The sequence below is a fragment of the Micromonospora sp. NPDC049139 genome (assembly GCF_055586845.1).
Genome location: NZ_JBVJHK010000033.1, coordinates 1 through 17,809, shown reverse-complemented (window position 1 = coordinate 17,809; position 17,809 = coordinate 1). Strand labels below are relative to the sequence as shown.

The following is a 17,809-nucleotide window of genomic DNA, read 5'->3' as shown; positions in this document are numbered from 1 at the left end:
GGTGCGGACCGTCTTGGTTCCGGAGTTGATCCAGGTGATCAAGGCGGTTCGGGCCGCGGGGGAGGGTGAGGCCTTCGACCGGTTCGTGGCGCAGACCGCTCCGTTCGTGGAGTTGCTGGGCCAGGTTGCCGATCTGAAGGTCGATGTGGCCAAGGCGATGCGGGGCTTCCTCGGTCAGATGGAGCTCACGGATCGTCAGGCGCTCGTCATGTTCATATTCATGATGACGGAGTTGGCGGTCGCGTTCGCGTTGGCGTTCTTCCTGCCGGTACAGGCGGCGGCGCACATCGTGAAGACCCGGACGATCATCCAGACGATCCTGCGGTCGTCGATGATGAGGGCGGCGGCGAGTAGCACGGCGATCCAGATGTTGTTCATGCCGGGGTCGTCGTTGTTGGCGCAGATCACCATGGTGGCTGATGGTCTGATGCCGGGGGTCGACTGGGCGCAGGTCGGTAAGCAGGCGTTGTACGGGTTGGCGGTGGCGGGTGTCACCACGGCGGCCGGGCCGGCGATGGGCCGGTTCGCCGGGGTCGTGGGTGGTGGTCTGGCGAAGCTCGGGGTGTCGGACGCCACGCGTGACCTGTTGACCCGTCTGTTGATGGTGCCGGTGTCGGAGGTCGGCCTGGAGGTGGTCGGCGACATCGTCGCCAGCTACATGGTCGACGGGACCTACGACCCCAGTGGTCTTGGTATGGCCGCGATTTCCGGGGCGTTGTCGGGGGCGGGTGAGTTGGCCGCGGCCGGGGCCGGGGCCGCTGCGCGTCGCGTGGCTGTCGGTTTGGGGTTCAACCCGACCCGGCCCCGGTGGACTATGCCCGATGGCACCGGCTTCACCGCGGACGGCAAGCCGGTCGCGCCGGTGCCGCCGCCCATCCCGGTCACTCCGGACCCGTCCACGTATCAGCCGGAGGTCGACGATCCGGCGGGTGCGGGCACCGGCGGGCAGGCCCCGGTGCCCGTCCCGCCGGTGCCGGCACCGGCGCTGTCGGCACCGGACCTGTCCGTGCCGTCGTGGTCGGTGCCGGCTGCGTCGGTGGTACCGGCGCCGGAGTGGGTCGCGGCAGCTGGTGCGCCGGTGGTGGAGCAGTGGCATCGGTTCCAGCGGGAACTGGTGGACCACTACGGTGGGCTGCTGGCCGGCACCGGGCAGGCACGGCAGTTCCTGGCCGCGCTTCCCGTGCCGGTCGAGCAGGTGTTCACCGAGTGGGCCGACGCCCGGCAGAACGACCCGACGGTCCCCGCCTTCCTGTCCCAGATCGGCCTACCCGCCACCGCTCTCACCGAGCAGTACCTGTTCGGTGTCCGGGAAGAGGCCGTCGCCCGCGTCGCCGAAGCCCTCGCGGGGCAGATCCCGACGGGCGGGCAGATCCCGACGGCGGTACGCCCGGAGCAGGTTGTCGCCGCGCTGCCGGCGGCGTTCGATTGGCAGGCGTTGCGCGCGGCCGCGCATCTGGCCGCCAAGCACCACATCGACCAGTACCTCACCGCCGGCACACCGACGCCCGCCACCCTGCCAGGCAGCGTGGTCCTGCCAGGGGTCCCTCACGTGCCGGGGGCCGCTCACGTGCCGGGGGCCGCCGGGGCGGCGGCGGTGCCGTCGGACGCCGCGCGCGCCGTGGTCGCGGGTGACGTGCGGGCCTACCTGGACCGGAGGCTCGACGAGATCCTCGGCACCACCCCACTACCCACCGCACCACTCACCGTGCCGCCCACCGTGCCGTCGGCTCCGGCGGCCAGTCCGGCTGCCGCGCAGGTCAACGCCGTGGCGGACGCGGTCCGACAGGTGGTCACCGACCTGCCCGCCCGCTTCACGGCCGCGGCCATCCCCGACACCACCGGACCGGACACCACCCCATCCACCACGGACACCCCGGCAAACCGGCGCACCGACGTGCCGGCGGTGCCGGTGACCCCAGAGCAGCACGTCGCAGCAGCGAACAGCCTGGCAAAAACCCTGCTCACCGCGTTGGCCGAAAAGTATGGCGTCGATCCGGCCAGCCACGGCACCCTCGCCGGCTTCCAGCAGGACTGGGTCAACGGATACCACCAGGTACTCGCCCAGGCCGCCGGCAGCGCCACGCCGGCCACCCCCAGCGCGCCGGGCACGTCTGGGGTGCCGGCCACCCCCAGCGCGCCGGGCACGTCTGGGGTGCCGGCTGTGCCCAGCGTGCCGGGTGCGCCAGGGGTGCCGGCTGTGTCGAGCGTGCCCGGCACGTCTGGGGTGCCGGCTGTGTCGAGCGTGCCGGGTGCGCCAGGGGTGCCGGCTGTGTCGAGCGTGCCCGGCACGTCTGGGGTGCCGGCTGTGTCGAGCGTGCCGGGCACGTCTGGGGTGCCGGCTGTGTCGAGCGTGCCGGGCACGTCTGGGGTGCCTGCTGTGCCCAGCGTGCCAGGTGCGCCGGGGGTGCCCGCTGTGCCCAGCGTGCCGGGTGCGCCTGGCACTCCGGGCACGCCGGATGCGGCCGGTGCCCGCAGTACGGTGCCAGGTGGCGCTGCCCCTGGCACCGACGGCACGCCGAACCACCACAACACCAGCGACGCGGCGTCGGACAGTAACCTGTCCGTCGTCAGCGACGACGTGTTCAGCGGCGACAGCAGCTTCAACGACACCATGACGGCGCTCGACGAGTCGGACAATGGTGAAGCGGCCAAGCGCGAATTCTGGGACACGGACCCGTTCGGTGACGCCTCTTCGCGGGACGGGTTGATCAACGGCGACCCGGTCAAGCGCGATTTCGGCGACAGGGATTCGTTCAGTAGCGTGTCCTCGTTGGACGACTCGGCCGGTGGTGACCCGGTCGGACGCGGCGAGCCGGCCAGCACGGCAACGGAGCCGGCGGTCCCGGCGACCGGGCCGGCCGCGGCGGCGGCCGAGTCCGCGCAGCGGGTCGCCGACTGGGTCGATCAGACACCGGTGGGCCCCGGCAGCAGCCGCGACCCGTGGTGGTGGTGCGTGCAGGCCACCCTCGACGCCTTCAGAGCCCAATACAAACGGCTCGGCAACCGGGCAGTATCCGACGACCGGATCCTCGGACCCGACGGCCGACTCGCACCCACCACGAGCTGGCCGCAACTCCTGGACATCCTCGACGCGACGTCCGAACGCGTCGCCCACCCCGACGGAGTCGCAGGAGAGGACGTACTCGCCGCGCTGCGGGCCGTGCCGGGATCGATGGTCGTGGTCAGGATCGCGCCACCGAACGAGCAACAACACGTCTTCGCCCTCTACAGCCAACCACAACCAGCCGGACCACCGACCATCAAGGTGCGCGACGGCCTGGTGCCCGAAGCCGAGAACCGACCCGAACCGCCCGACCCGAGGCGCGACCCGTGGCTGGGACACCTGTTCGCATCGAGCACCCGAATCGCCGCGTTCGACAGCACCGGGCGACCCACCACCATCACCGACCTGCTGCCCGGCCAGACCGCCGGCCACCCGCGGCCGATCACCACGACCGGCGTCGACACCAGTGCCATCCTGCTCGCCTCCACCAGCACGCCACGCGGTCCGTCCCAGGCGATGCGGGCAGACACCACTTCCACCGACCCGGCCGACTCCCCCAGGCAGCCATCCGACCATCCGGTCGACCAGCAGCCGCCCGCCCTGGTCCGGATCGGCGTGCCCCGCGACGGTCTCGACCTGTTGTCGGCGCTGATCGTCTCCGAACCGGCCCTGGTCCGCACCGCGCTGGACGCGCGGCTGCCGGCGGACCTGCGGGAGTTCCTGTCCGATCCGGCCGGGGTGCGGGCCGCTGTTGCCGAATCGGTTCGTACCGGGGTGCCGCAGGGGTCCGAGCTTGGTCGGATCACCGAGTTGTTGCGGGACCACGTGTCGGGCTATCTGGAGGAGAACGCGGGCCGGTTGCCGGCGGACGTGACCGCGCAGCGGCTCGCCTTCCGGCCGCAATACGAGCGGGACGTGGCGGCGTTGAGCCCCGACCAGGCGCGGCGGCGCGTCGGTGAACTCGTGGACGCCGGTCTCGTGGACCCGGACACCGCGCGGGCACGTCTCGACGAGATGTGGGCGAATCCGGCGGGCGCCGGCCGTCACCTGTTCGAGCTGTTGACCGACCCCGATCGCCAGCTCGACCCCGGGGAACTGGCCGCGGTGAAGGCTGCCGTGCACGACTGGGCGAACCTGTCGGACAGCCCGGCTGGCCAGTTCCTGGCGCCGTTGCTGGCGCACGCGACCGGTGCCGGGATGCAGATTTCCCAGGTCGCCCCGGGCGGGGTTCGGCCGGTGGGCGGGTACGGCCCGGCCGGGGGCACCCCGGTCAGTCTGGCCCCCGTGGCCGCCGACCCGGATCGGCCGGGCGTCCACTTCGACGCGTTGGTGCCGGAAACCCCTGCGGCGGTCGAGCCGTCGGCCGTACCCCCGCAGCAGCTCGCGCCGACCCCGCAACCGCCGGTACCGGTTGCCGAGGACAGTCAGCAGCAGGTCGTCCGGCCGGCCGCGTCCGCGGACGCGCCGCTGGTCGTGATGGCCGAGGGGCTGCCGGAGAACCTGCGGCTCCAGCGCGCGGTGGGCGGTGTGCTGCTGCACGACGGTGGCACCGTGCCCGGCCCGATCAGCTCGCGGGTGTTGGCCCCGACGGGTCCCGGCCCGGCCGTTCTGCTGCACTCCTCGGTGCTCGACCCGGACCGCCTCGGTGCCGCGCTGGCCGGGTTGCGGGCGCAGGACGCCACCATGGCTGTCCTGCACTGGCCGCAGGACCAGCCGGTCAGCGTGGCCCGGGCGCTGGAGGTCACCGCGCAGGCGCTGGGGCAGTCCTCGGCCATGCTGTCGGTGCCCCGGTCGGCGTTGCGGGACCGGCCGGTGCCCAGCCCGCAGGTCGTCCCGTTGGACGCCAACGGCGAGGTGACGTTCTTCAGTGGGCGGCCGGAGCGGTATCTGTTCCTGCCCGAGAGCGCCGGTGCACCCCGCCGGCCCGCCCCGTACGGGCTGATCGAGCAGTCGCCCGGCGTGTACGGGCTCGGTGACGGTTGGGTGGTGTGGGACGGCGGTAGCCATCTGTGGATCGGGCCGGAGTCCGAATTGGACGGGGCGCGTCGGTTGCTGCCGGACACCGGTGGCTGGCTGGCCGAGCCGGCGGTGTTCCTGGGCTGGCGGGCGACCCCGCTGCCCGAGCGGGTACGCGACCGGGTCGGTCGGATCTTCGGGGGCATGCCGGCCGCGCCACCGACGCACCTCATCACCTCCGGGATGGGGCTGGACCGACGTACTCTCGTCCCGTCGGAGGTGTCCGGCCTGCCGGCCGGGGTCGAGCTGAGCCACGTCCCGGGTGGGGTGCTCGCCCACACCGGTCCACGGCCGCCGGCCGGTGCCACGACCCTGCACTGGTCCGACCTGGCCAGCCCGGACCGGCCCCGGCTGGTGGTGGACGAGTCGGTCGGCGACCCGGTCGCCGTCGTGGAGGCCGTCCGTCGGGGGCTTCCGCCGGGTTCCGGCCCGCTCCAGGTGTTCGTCGCGCCACCGGCCACCAGCACACCGGGTACGCCGTCCGGTGCGGTGGCCGCTGCCCGGGTGGCGGAGCTGTTGCGGGAGCGGTTCGGCGGGCGGCTGGAGGTGGTGTTGCCGGTCTCCGTGGTGGGCCGGCAGCCGGCCGGTGTCGACGAGCTGATCCCGGTCGACGCCCGGGGTCAGGAGACCTTCCCGGCCGCCGCGCACGCCTGGCGGGTGCCGCTGCGTCCGGCACCGCCTCGGCAGCCGGGGCCGCTGGGCCTGCGACCGGCTGCCGCCGGTGGGTTCGAGGTGTACCGGGGTTGGACGGTCCGGGAGCACCGGGGGGTCGTCCTGTTCGCGCAGAACGGCACCAGCCCGGACACGCTGTCCCCCGATGCCCTGGCGGCCCCCGCGACCGGGGTGGCCGTGGTTGTCCAGTCCCGGGGTGGTCCCATCCCGCGCGAGGTGGCCGACGCGGCCACCCGGCTGCTGTCCGGTGTTCCCGAGGCCGACCGGGATGTGCGGGTCTTCGGCAACGAGGCCAGCGCCGGACCGGCCGCACCCGATCCCGACGGGTCGTCTGCGCAGGCCCCGGCGCGGCCGGCCAACCCGGACCGGCGGGCGCTCGCACTGGGCGATCCCAAGGCGGCGTTGCCGGACCTGGACCGCATCGAGCAGGGGCTGCGCGCGGAGGCGACCCGGCGGGGCGTCACCGTGGGGGACAACGAATGGGAACAGTTGCATGAGCGGCTGCTCAACAACTACCCGCAGGTGGTCTCCGAAGACGGGTACGTGTTCACGCTGGGTGGCATGGAGGTGCGGGCCCGCCTGCGGCCGGAGGACCCGCAGTTGGTGTCGAACCCGGCGGGTTCGTTCGACACGGAGGCGTCCGGGCCGTCGCTGGACGACACCGAGGGCCTGACGAGTGAGAACGGCCGTTTCCACGCCAACCAGTTCACCCAGGGTGTTTTCCAGACCGGTGCGCACAGCCAGTCGGACGGGACCCCGACGCGGGCGGTGCGGTTGCGGGGTGACTTCAACGTCGACGTGCCGCTCGGCCCGACGACCCACTGGGGGCCCCGCTTCAACGCCACCCTCAACAAGGTGGACCAGAAGTCCGCCTACCTGATCGACGCGGAGAAGGGTCGGGTGTCCGACACCCGCGCGAATTCGACGTTCTACTCGTACAAGCCGGGGTGGTTGATCGAGGTACGCGGCGACGAACAGCCGTGGCAGGCGGTGGAGGTGCCGGAGCCGCCGGACGGGCAGGAACCGGCCCGGCTGGTGGTGGCGATCCCCGATCACCTGCTGGAGAACGCCGGCGAGCAGGTGGTCGCCGACCTGCCCGAGCACATGCGGGACAACCTGACGCGGGTCCCGGAGCTCTTCTCCGCCAGCAACATCACCGGCCTGAACGAGCTGTACGACCTCGTCATCGACCGGCTGCGCGCCGACGGCTTCGACATGTCCATCGAAAGTCCGATGCGCAACGAGTTGCAGCGCAAGCTGTGGAACCTGGAGACCCACTTCGACGAGGCGGTGAACAACCGGCGGACGCCGGAGACGGACGGCGACGCCGGCGCGCTGACCCGGGGCTACGCGTTCACGTTGCACGACGACGGGCACGCGGCGGCCAGCATCCGGGTCTACGGCCGTCGTCTCGGCGGCGCCGTGCAGGTGGGCCTCGGCGGCGGCTCCACGCGGGTGGGCGCCAGCAGCGACAAGGCCCACATCGAGCAGGTGCGTACCGGCATCGTGGGGCAGGGCGGCGAGTTCACCCTCCAGCAGTCCGCCGGGCTGTCCCTCGGTGGCGCGGTGGACCTGCCCTTGGCCAGGCGTCTCGACGATCCACGGGCGTACAAGGAGAACGCCAAGCTCGGTCTCTCCGCCCGTGCGGGAATGAGCTGGACCAGCAACGACGGTGGTGGCGTCACGGTGGCGTCGCTGAACGTCGTGGTCGGCCGGCGCACCGGTCAGACGGTCGCCCACGAGGTGCCGATCGAGTGGCACGTCGAGGTGGTCACCTCCCGCCGGCCGCGCGAGTGGCCGCATCCGACGCCGGTGGTGAACGGGTCGGCGGTGCTCCGGATGTCCGAGCCGGACGCTTTCGACTACGGGTTCAGCGTCGACGCGGACGCCTTCGCCCCCGATCCCATGCCCGGTCTTGCGGACGGTGACCTGGCGGTGGTGCCGGCAGGCGGAGGACCCCGGTCGGTGCCGCACGACCAGTGGCGGCAGCGGTTGCGCAACACCGGCGTGCACCCGGAGGACACCGGCGGTAACGTGCTGCCCCGGCACGTCCTTCAGGGGCGGGGCCTGCTGGGTCAGTCTCTGCCGAGGATCGACAAGCCGGCGGTGCGGCAGTTCCGGGCCGGTCTCATGCGGGTGCTGGCCGACGAGGGTTTCCTTCCGACGGACCCGGACCGGCCGTGGGCGCACGGGGAGCAGAGCCGGCCGGCGACCCCGGATCCCGGTACGCCCCTGGAGGAACGGCCGCTGCTGGGCCGGGTGGTCGACGGGGTGCGGGACGCCTACGACAAGGTCGCCCGCCCCGACACCGACGCCCTGATGGACAACCTGGACCTGCTCAACAAGCTGGTGAGCGGCGACGGCCTGGAGTCGCACTTCGACCCGCTCGTCCAGGACGGCGCCGCTGCCGTCGACGACCCGGACGCGCCCGCCCCGAAAGCGGGAATGCCGTTCACCCTGCACAGTTGGCGCAACGGGGTGATGCGTACCGCCACGGTGACCGTCTACGCGATCCCCCGGATCTCCGCGGACGTCGACGCGGACGGCAACTCGGTGCACTTCGAACGGCTCAGCGACGAGGTGAGCACGGTCACCCTCGGGATGTCGCTCGGCATCGCCGGCCAGGGCGCGAGCGGCAACCAGGGCTGGTTGGCGGAGGCCGGGGTGAACACCGCGCTGCCGCCGAGCGTCAAGGAGCTCCGGTCCGTCGGACTCCTCGGCGGGTCGGTGAGCCGCAACGTCGGCGCCGCCGAGCGGGTGACCCGGGTGGTCAACCGGCCGGAGCTGAAGGAGACCAGCAGCCGGGTGATGTTCGTCAACCTGCCGTACGACCTGGGCTTCGTGGTCCGGATCAGCGACCGGGCCACCCCGATCGTCTCGCCGGAGCTGATCCGCGCCAACGTGCACGCCGCGCTGCTGAAGTTCAACACCGACCCGGCCACCTTCAGCGAGGTGGCCCCCGGCGACACCGAACCGTCGGTGCTCAACCAGGGCATCGTGTACTTCGTCGACGCGCACGGCCTGCACGCCGCGGCGCAGGACCAGTTGCCGCAGGAGCTGACCCAGGCCGGCCAGCCGATGACCGGGCCGGTGGCCAGTCTGACCAACCACATCACCTTCCAGTCGCGGTTCAAGGAGGCCGTGCTCGGCCAGTACGGCGCGACCACCCTGGTCGAGCCGGGCTTCGTGGCGACCACCAGAGCGGCGCTCTCGGTCAAGGTGTCCGATATCCGGGGGGTGCGGTTCGTCGGAGCCACCCCGGACCAGTACGTCACCGGCCTGATCGAGCTTGAGCTGGCCGAGATCGTCAACGTCGCCCAAGAGTCGTCCACGTGGGGGTTCAACCTGCCCAACATCGGCCTCGGCCACGACTTCGGTCCGTGGAAGTTCAGCTTCGGCGAGTCGGCGGGCGTGCGGGTCAGCAAGAACGCGTCGGAGGAGAATAAGCGCGTCGGCGGCCTGGAGATGCTCAAGCTGGCCTTCGGCCGGGGGTACGCCTTCGAGGCGGAATACGACATCAACGTCCGCGCCGGCATCCACAAGCAGGTCGGGTTCGTCGTCAGCCGGGTCAGCGTGCCACCCGGAGCCGACCTGCGGGGCCGCATGATGCAGTTCATCCTGCCCGAGGCGGAGGCCCTGGCGCAGTACGCGGCCGGAAAGCTGCCGATCAGCGATGTGCAGCTGCTCGACGCGATGGGCCGGTGGTCCCGCGGCGAGTTGGTGCTCAGCGGCAACACCGTGGCGGGGCTGCTCAGCCGGTGGCGTGGCGAACTGGCCGACCGCGCCGCCAGCCGCACCGCCGCCGGTCTGCCCGACCTCGGCACGTACCTGATCCAGCACCGGGTCCAGACGTGGGCGCACACGCTCGCCGACCGGCACGTGGACCTGGCCCAGCGCGGCGCGGTGCTCGACCCGCGCCGCCGCGCGCAGTTCACCACCGACTTCGGGATCACCCTGGACCCGAACGTCAACCCGTTCAGCGCGTTGACCATGCCGCCCTACCTGACCCGTACCGGTGACCGGACGCTGGGCCACGCGGGCGTCGACGAGGTGACGCTGTTCACCGGGCCGGCACCGGCCGACGGCGGGCCACGCCCCACCACGACCGTGCTGGACGCCGTCCGGGAGCTGGTGGACGCCGGCCGGCCCGGGCTGCTCGGCGCCAGCCACGACAACTGGCCGGGGGCGGGGACCAGTTGGGGCGTCCTGATGGTCTCGCCCGACGAGTCGGTGGTCGGCGCGCTGCCCGGCGGCCTCGAAACGCTCCAGTCCACGCTCGCCGGCCAACGCGCCAACATCGTGTTCGCCGACATGCTGCACCGCTACAACGGTGTGTCGTTCTACCTGGTCGACCAGCGCAACCCGGTGGCGGCCCGGATGTTCAAGCTGGAAATCTCGGCCACCCTGGGAGACAGTCCCTGGTACACCGACTGGGTTGCCGACTACGGCATCGAGAACTACGGGCACGCCTACCGCGCGACCGCTCGTATCATCGGGCAGGCGCTGGGCTGGAACCTCATGCCGGCCAAGTTCGGCTTCTCGGTCGACGGCGTCCCGGTGTCCACCGCCGGGTCGCTGTCGTTCGCGCCGGGCGGGGGGCGCAGCGTCAAGGGCGCCGCGCAGGTCGTCCGGGAACAGACCGTCTACGACTGGACGGGGCATTACCTGGCCAGGTCCCTCATCGGCCTCACCCTGAAGTTCAGCCGGGTGCACATGCACGGCTGGCAGCCGAGCTACCTGGTGAACCACGTGATGACGGCCCTGAACGACGCGGCGGACTGGGCGTTGCACCAGGCGCCCGCCGGTTTCGCCGACTGGATCACCCTCGCGCCGGTGGAGCCGGTGCTGACCCGTCACTACGAGGGGCGGATCGACTTCAAGGTGCCCCGGGGGCTGGCCGAGGCCACCCCCGTCCCCCGGTCGCCGCAGCTGGACCTGCGCGCGCTGCCGTCGCTGCCCCGCGACGCCTACGTCAACGCCCTGATCGACGAACTCTACCCGGCCGCCCGGCACCTCATGGGCAACGTGCTCGGCTCGCACGCCAACGACCCGGCCTACCGGGGCAGCGTGGCGCTCGACGGCCTGCTGTCCCGGCTCAACGTCGACAACCACCTCTCCGACGGGCTGGGCGACGGCGGATACCTGCTCGGCTCGCACCTGTTCGTCGCCGGCGCGTCCAACAACCGGGTCGCCATGCGGATGTACGTCGAGCCCTACTCGCTGGAGATCATCAGCAGGATCACCACCACCGGCACCGGCCGGTACGCCAAGATCGCGTTCACCACCGCGTTCACCCAGTCGCGCAACCGGTGGCGGCCCAACCTCGACGCGGAGGCGTCCTACGGTTTGCCCCCGTTCGGGACGACGAACGTCGGCGTGCAGGAGGACAAGACGGTCGCCGGCAAGATCACCACCGGCGCGAACCGGACCGCGCCGGCCAGCCACAGCGCCACCTTCGACGACACCAAGCGGCTCGAGAACCACCTCAAGATGCAGGGGGTGACGTACCTGGTCCGGATCCGCGCCCGGGCCCGTTTCGTCGCGGTCCCGCACTGGCACAGCGCCTTCCACCGCGACGCCGGCCTGGCGCCGATCGACCCGGCGCTGTTCGAGGCCGACGACGCCCCCGGCACGGGTTGGATAAGCGGCGACGGGTTCTACGAGATGTTCGCCGGCGAGGTACACGAGCTCCAGCGCGCGCTCTCCGAACGGTACGACTGGAAGGCGAACAACCCGGCCGCCTGGCCCGCACCAGCGGCAGACGCCCCCACGATCGGCCTGGAGGGTCTGCTGCAACGGGCGACCCCGGCGGCGATGGCCGCCGCCCCGGTCGCCGGCCGTGTCATCGACGCCGGCACCTTCGACCCCCAACAGGCGCCCCAGCACGTGGCCCTGCTGATCCGCGACCAGATCGGTAACCACTACGACCCGGTCAGCCCGCTCCGGCTCACCGCCAGCGCCGCCGAGCAGACCCGCCGCCGGTACGAGTTGACCCTGGACTGGGCGGTGGGTCACCTCCAGCGGCTCAACGCCACGCAGCAGGCCACCGCCGGTCTCGCCGAGTTGAAGACCTGGAGGAACCGGGTCGGCAAACTCGCGGTCGGCGCCGCGCCGTCCGCAGCCGACGTGCGGCAGTTCAACGAGCGGATCCCGGAGATCGTCGAGCGGGTGCAGGCGGTGCTGCCGCCGGGCTCCGCGTCGGTCACCCCGCCGGAGGAGGTGGAACTGCTCGCTCAGGACCCGCGCACGGTGGCCCGGGTGGTGGCGTTCGAGCTGAAGACCCACCTCGACCTGACCGTCACCGACGACCAGGGCGCGGCCAGCCGGTACCGGATCGACCCGCAGGGCTGGATCACCGAGCTGCGGGAGGGCCCGGACGGCACGTTCGCCCCGATCACGGCCCCCGAGGTGATCTTCGACCTGGACCGTGACCTGAAGCTGCGGGCCGACGCGGCCGGGATCCGCCTGCGGCGGCAGATCGCCACCTACCACGAGCTGCTGGGGCGCACCCCGGTGCAGATGGACGCCGCCGCGGAGCTGGGCCCGGAGCTGGAGACGCACATCCGGCAGGCACGCGCCGACGCCGACGACCGTGCCCGCGGGTGGATCACCGAGGGCCTGCCCCCCGCCGGACCGGCGAATCCTGTCGCGGCCCACGCCACCCGGCACGACACCGACACCCCGCAGACGCGGGCCGGTCAGGCACGGCGGCTGCTGACTCCCGCCCTGCCCCCGGGCTGGACCACCACCGGTCCACTACCCCAGGCACCGGACACGCTGCGACCCGGCACCCGACTGTGGATCTCCCGCCCCCAGGGCGCCGCCGCAGCGCGTGTCGACGCCGACGGCACGTACCGGCTCTACGACCCGTTCGCCCTCGGGACGGCCGAGCGGACCCTCGACGACCAGCAGTTCCAGGACGTCCTTGCCGGGGCGCAGGCCGTCACCCTGGTCGAGCCCGACGTGCTGACGAGCTGGCTGCTGTACGACGGCAACTGGGCGGCGTCACGGCAGTTCGCGGAGGACAACCTCGCGGCGCTGCGCGCCGACCCGACCGCGGCGCGGTTGACGCAGGACCAGCAGCAGGCCCGGCACACGCCACCCCCGACCCCGCCGACCCAACCCGACACGACCCAACCCGAGACGGCCCCGGCGCCGCCCGGCGATCCGGTCCTCGACCGGCACCAGGCCCTGCTGGACGCGATTCGTGCCGGACAACTGACCGCCGCCTTCGACTACCTCGACGCCGCCGACGCGGCGGCCCGCCACCGCGTGCTCGCCGACGCGGTGGCCGCAGTGGCCGCGGTGGCGCCGACCGACCCGGCCGCGCCGACCGACCCGGCCGCGCCGGCCGGGCTGCGGGCGCTGGCCGACCTCGTCGACGCCGACCCCCGGGTCACCCAGCCCCGGCCGGAGCGGGAGGCCGTCTCCGACGCGGGCATCCTGCGGGCCGTGGCCGACATCCTCGACCCGGCCGTCGGACCACTGGACACATTCCGGGCCATCGCCTCCGCCGCGTGGACCATCAACCCCCAACAGAACTGGCCGGAAACCCTGCAAGACCTGGTCGACCGGCTGCCCGCGGCACCCGACCGCGACGACGTGGCGACGCTACGCGCCGCGCTCCCCGCCGACGAGCGGATGCTGTACCACAACATCAACCTGCTCGACGACCTGGCACCGGACGCCGCCGCCAGGCTGACCGCGTCCGGGACGACCGCGACCGCCCTGGCCGAGGCGTGGCGGAACGTCTCCACTCTCGACGACCTGATCCCGGCGCTGCCCCCACCGGCCGGCGCCTGGGCCGGGACGCCGGACACCCGGCTGTCGGCAGACACCCCACTGCCGCCGGCCCACGTCGTGCACCACCCGATGCCCCCGGCATCCGCCGCCCTCGACCAGTGGCTCGACAGCAAACTGGACGACTCCCGCACCTTCCTCGACGATCACCGGGCGGACCTGCTCTCCGATCGGGCGCACAGCGAGCTTCAGATCCGCCGGGCGGGGCTGCCCCACGACGTCGACCTCGCCGCCCGGGACGCGCTGCTCACCCTGGCCCGCTACGGCCACCTCGACGACGGATACCAATACCTGCTCGGCCCCACCCCACCCACCCCGGCCCCGGCCCCGGTGCCTGCCCCGGCCCCGGGGGCGCCGACCGGGCGGCAGGAGATGCTGACGAACCTGCTGGCCCGGCCGGATCTGGCCGACCCGGCCGCCCTGTCGGCCCTCGGTAACCTGGCCGCCACCCTCGACGGTCCGGTCGACGCCGTCGACGCGGCGATCCTGCACCTCACCGCCGACACGCTCGCCGGCCTGAACGTTCCCGACACCGCCGTCACCACGCTGGTGCGCGACGCCCGTCAGACCCTCTCCGCGCCGCAGCGGCAACAGTGGGCCGAGACGATCCGCAACCTCGCTGACAACGCCACCGGCACCCGTGGGCCGGCACTGCGCCACCTCGCCGATCGGCTGTTCACCACCGCACCGGATCCGGATCCGGCCCCGGACGCTCCGGACGCCGAGGCTGCCCGGGTGCGGCAGGTGACGCGGGAGCGCCTCCAGCAGGCCACCCAGGAACTCCAGCGCACCGTCGACGACCTCGGCCAGGCGCGCCGGAACGAACGCGACGCGCAGGGCGCCCGGGACGCCGCGGAGGAGTCGCTCGACGCCGCCAGGACCGCCGTCACCGCCGCCGAAGGCGAACGCGCCCGGCTCGAGGAGAACATCGGCGACCTCAACCGTGCGATGCCGGGACTCGAAACGGAGGTGACGCGACGAGAGGGGTTGGAGTCAGCGGCCCGGCAGACGGTCGACGACCTCGCCACCAGCCAGGACGAGCCACGGCTGGCCGCCGCCCAGGCAGAACTTCTCCAGGCGCAGCGGGAACTGGACACGGCCCGGACGGCGCTGGAGAAAGCCACCAGCGACCTCCGGGACGCCGGACAGAACCTCGACCGGGTCCGCTCGGAGCTGCCGGACCTGCGCCGGCAGGTCGAGACCGCGAGCGAGGAGTTCCGGGCCCGCGACATCTCCGCGCAGGCGCACACCAACACGGTACGGATGCTCGACGAGGCCAGGACGGCCCGCGAGGCCGCCCGGGACGCCGCACAACAGCAGGTCGACGCGATGGCCTTGCCGGTCCCACCGACCCCACGCGGCACCCCCGTCATGGACATCGACGCCGCGCTGGCCGACATCGCCCGCTCCGGCCACGGCCGGTCCGCCGTCCAGGAGCTGGACCGCTCGGTACGCGCGCAGCACGGTGGCACGCCCCCGGCGCGCGTGGTGCTGAGCACCGACCCCACCCGGCAGGCCGACAACGCCGCGACCGCCCCGGCGGACGAGACCGCCGTACACGAACTGGACCGGGTACAACTCGCCCGGGACCTCGCCGCGAGCCTGGACACCCCGGTCGAACTGCGGGTCTACGGTGGTAGCACCGCACAGCCGCCGTACCTCGCCTACCCGGGCGGGGAGATGGTGCGGCTGGACGCCACCGGCCGCCCGGAGACCCTCGACGACGCCGTGCGGCGGCTGCCGCAGCGCGTCCAGGACGATCTGGCCCCGCACCGGGGCCGGCCCGATGTGGAATCCCGGCTGGAGATCCTGCACGAGGCGGAGATCGAGTCGCGGCACGACTTCGCCACGGCGGTGGCCGCCCTGGTGGAGAACCTGAACCGGCACCAGGGGTACCTGGCCCACCAGTGGGTCACCCAGGCGACTCCGCCGGTCGACGCCGCCGGCCTGCGGGGGTTGGCCAACGGCCTGGACACCACAGCCTGGCCGGAAACCACCAGCACCCCGCCGGCCGGGTCGGTGGAGACCGGCCGCCCCGACGACGTGGCCGCCGCCTGGTTGGCGTACACCCCGCAGCGGCGTGCCGAGATGATGGCCGACCTGCTGGACGGGGCCCCCGGGCCCGGGTTCACCGTGAGCCGGCCGACCCGCGACCTGCCGGCCGATCCGCCACCGGGCACCCGGGTGCTGGCCGTGGCCGGGTCCACGGTCGCCGCCGGCGTGGTCCTGCCCACCGGGCAACTGCACTGGTACGAACCCGCCCGCAACCAGATCCACACCGGCAGCATGCAGATGCTCGGCACCTGGGCCAAGGCCCGGGCCGGCGAGGACGCGGGACCGGACGACATCTGGTACATCGTGCCGACACCGAACGGGACCGACAACCCGCGCGACCCGTCGGCCCTCGCGCGCCACGTGGACGTGGCAGCGCGGACCACGTCGACGTCGACCCCGCCGGTCGAGCCAGACCCTTCCGCGGACGTGGCCGGTGCGGTACGCGGTGACGTGTCGTTGCCTGGTGGTGCGGCGGCGTCGTCGCTTGGTGGGGTGCCTGGCAAGCTTGGCGAGCCGGCCGTTGCGGCAACTGGGCCGGCCGTCGCGATGTTCGAGTCCGGGCAGCGGGTCGCCAACTCGGCCGCTGCGGAGCAGGTGCGTCCCGGCAGCAGCGGCGACCTGTGGTGGTGCGTGGCGGCCACGCTCGATGTGTTCCAAACCGAGTACAAACGGCTGGGCAACCGGGCGGTGTTCGACGACCGGATCCTCGGACCGGACGGCCGGCTCGCGCCCAACATGGGCTGGCCGCAACTGATGGAGATCCTCGACACGGTGCCCGAGCCTGTCGGCCCCCACCCGCACGGAGTCGCAGGAGAGGACGTGCTGGCCGCGCTGCGGGCCGTGCCAGGGTCGATGGTCGTGGTCAAGGCCGCGATACCGAACGAGCAGCAGCACGTGTTCGCCCTCTACAGCCAGCCACAGGAATCCGGGCCGCCGAGAATCCAGGTGCGGGACCCCCTGGTGCCCGACGCCGTCAACCGACCCGAACCAGAACAAGATGCGTGGCTACAACACCTGTTCATGTCCAGCACCCTGCTGGCCGCGTTCGACGGGAACGGGCGGCCCACCACCATCACCGACCTGCGCGGCCAGACCGCCGCACACCCGCGGCCGAACACCACGACCGGCACCGACACCAGCGCCATCCTGCTCGCCTCCACCAGCACGCCACGCGGCCCGTCCAAGGCGATGCAGGCAGCGGGCGCCACGTCTCCCGAGCCGCCCGGCTTTCCCCGGCAGCCGTCCGATCCAACGGAAAACAACGGCTCGTCTGGTCCTGGCCCGGCGTCTAGTGCCCAGGCATCCGTAGCGGACCCGGATCTGGAAACGGAACTGGCTGAAATGGGTGTGTTTCGAATGAATACACCGACGCTCGATGAGAGATGGGAGCCGGAGTGGGGTGCCGACTCGGTCGAGTCGGATCTGCTGGCAGGGTTGGATTCACCGACGTTCGACATGGACTGGGAGTCGGAGGGGGGTGCCGACCCGGTCGAGTCGGATCTGCTGGCAGGGTTGGATTCACCGCCGTTCGACATGGACTGGGAGCTGGAGGGGGGTGCCGACCCGGTCGAGTCGGATCTGCTGGCGGGGGAGGATCCACCGCCGTTCGACATGGACTGGGAGCCGGAGTGGGGTGCCGACCCGGTCGAGTCGGATCTGCTGGCGGGGTGGGACCAGGTGGAACCGGAGCGTGATCTCGGGCCCCTGCCGGAGAACCCCGGACCAACCGAGCCGGACCCGGGGTCGGGTGGGGCGCCGGCGGTCGGTGGGTCCAGCGGCGCCCGGCAGGGCTGGAAGCAGACCGTGGCTTCGGCGGTCGCGCAGTTGTCGGCCGTGGAACGCCGTGGTGGGGTGGATGGGACCCGCGATGATGCGGCGGAGTTCGTGCGGTGGACGAGCGAGGTGCTCGGGGTCGATCTCACGGAGCGCACGCCGAAGTCGAGCGGCTTCTACAACGCGGTGGTGCGTCGCTTCGGGAGGGAGTTGGAGGACGCGGGGGTCGAGCGCAGCAGTGCTGGACTGCGCGCGTGGGTGGCCCGCCAGTTGGCCGCTGACCTTCGCCTGGGTGAGGCGTCGGAGTTCCGGAAGTTGCTTCCGTATCCGGAGGTCATGTCCGAGCAGCGACGGGAGGACCTGCACCGGCAATGGCTTAACAAGATCACGCACAACCTGAACGGCGATTACGACATTGCGCATGTGGTTCCTTACATCATCGCTTCGTTGCCCCTGTCGATGCGGATCCACCATCCGTTCGGTCCCCCG

The 17,809-nt window shown here is 72.4% G+C and carries 1 pseudogene; it reads left to right on the top strand.

Going from position 1 to position 17,809, the window contains the following annotated elements:
* Position 1 precedes the first annotated feature (1 nt).
* A pseudogene (locus tag ACZ6Q9_RS32285) lies at positions 2–17,809 on the top strand (hypothetical protein); the annotation flags it as partial.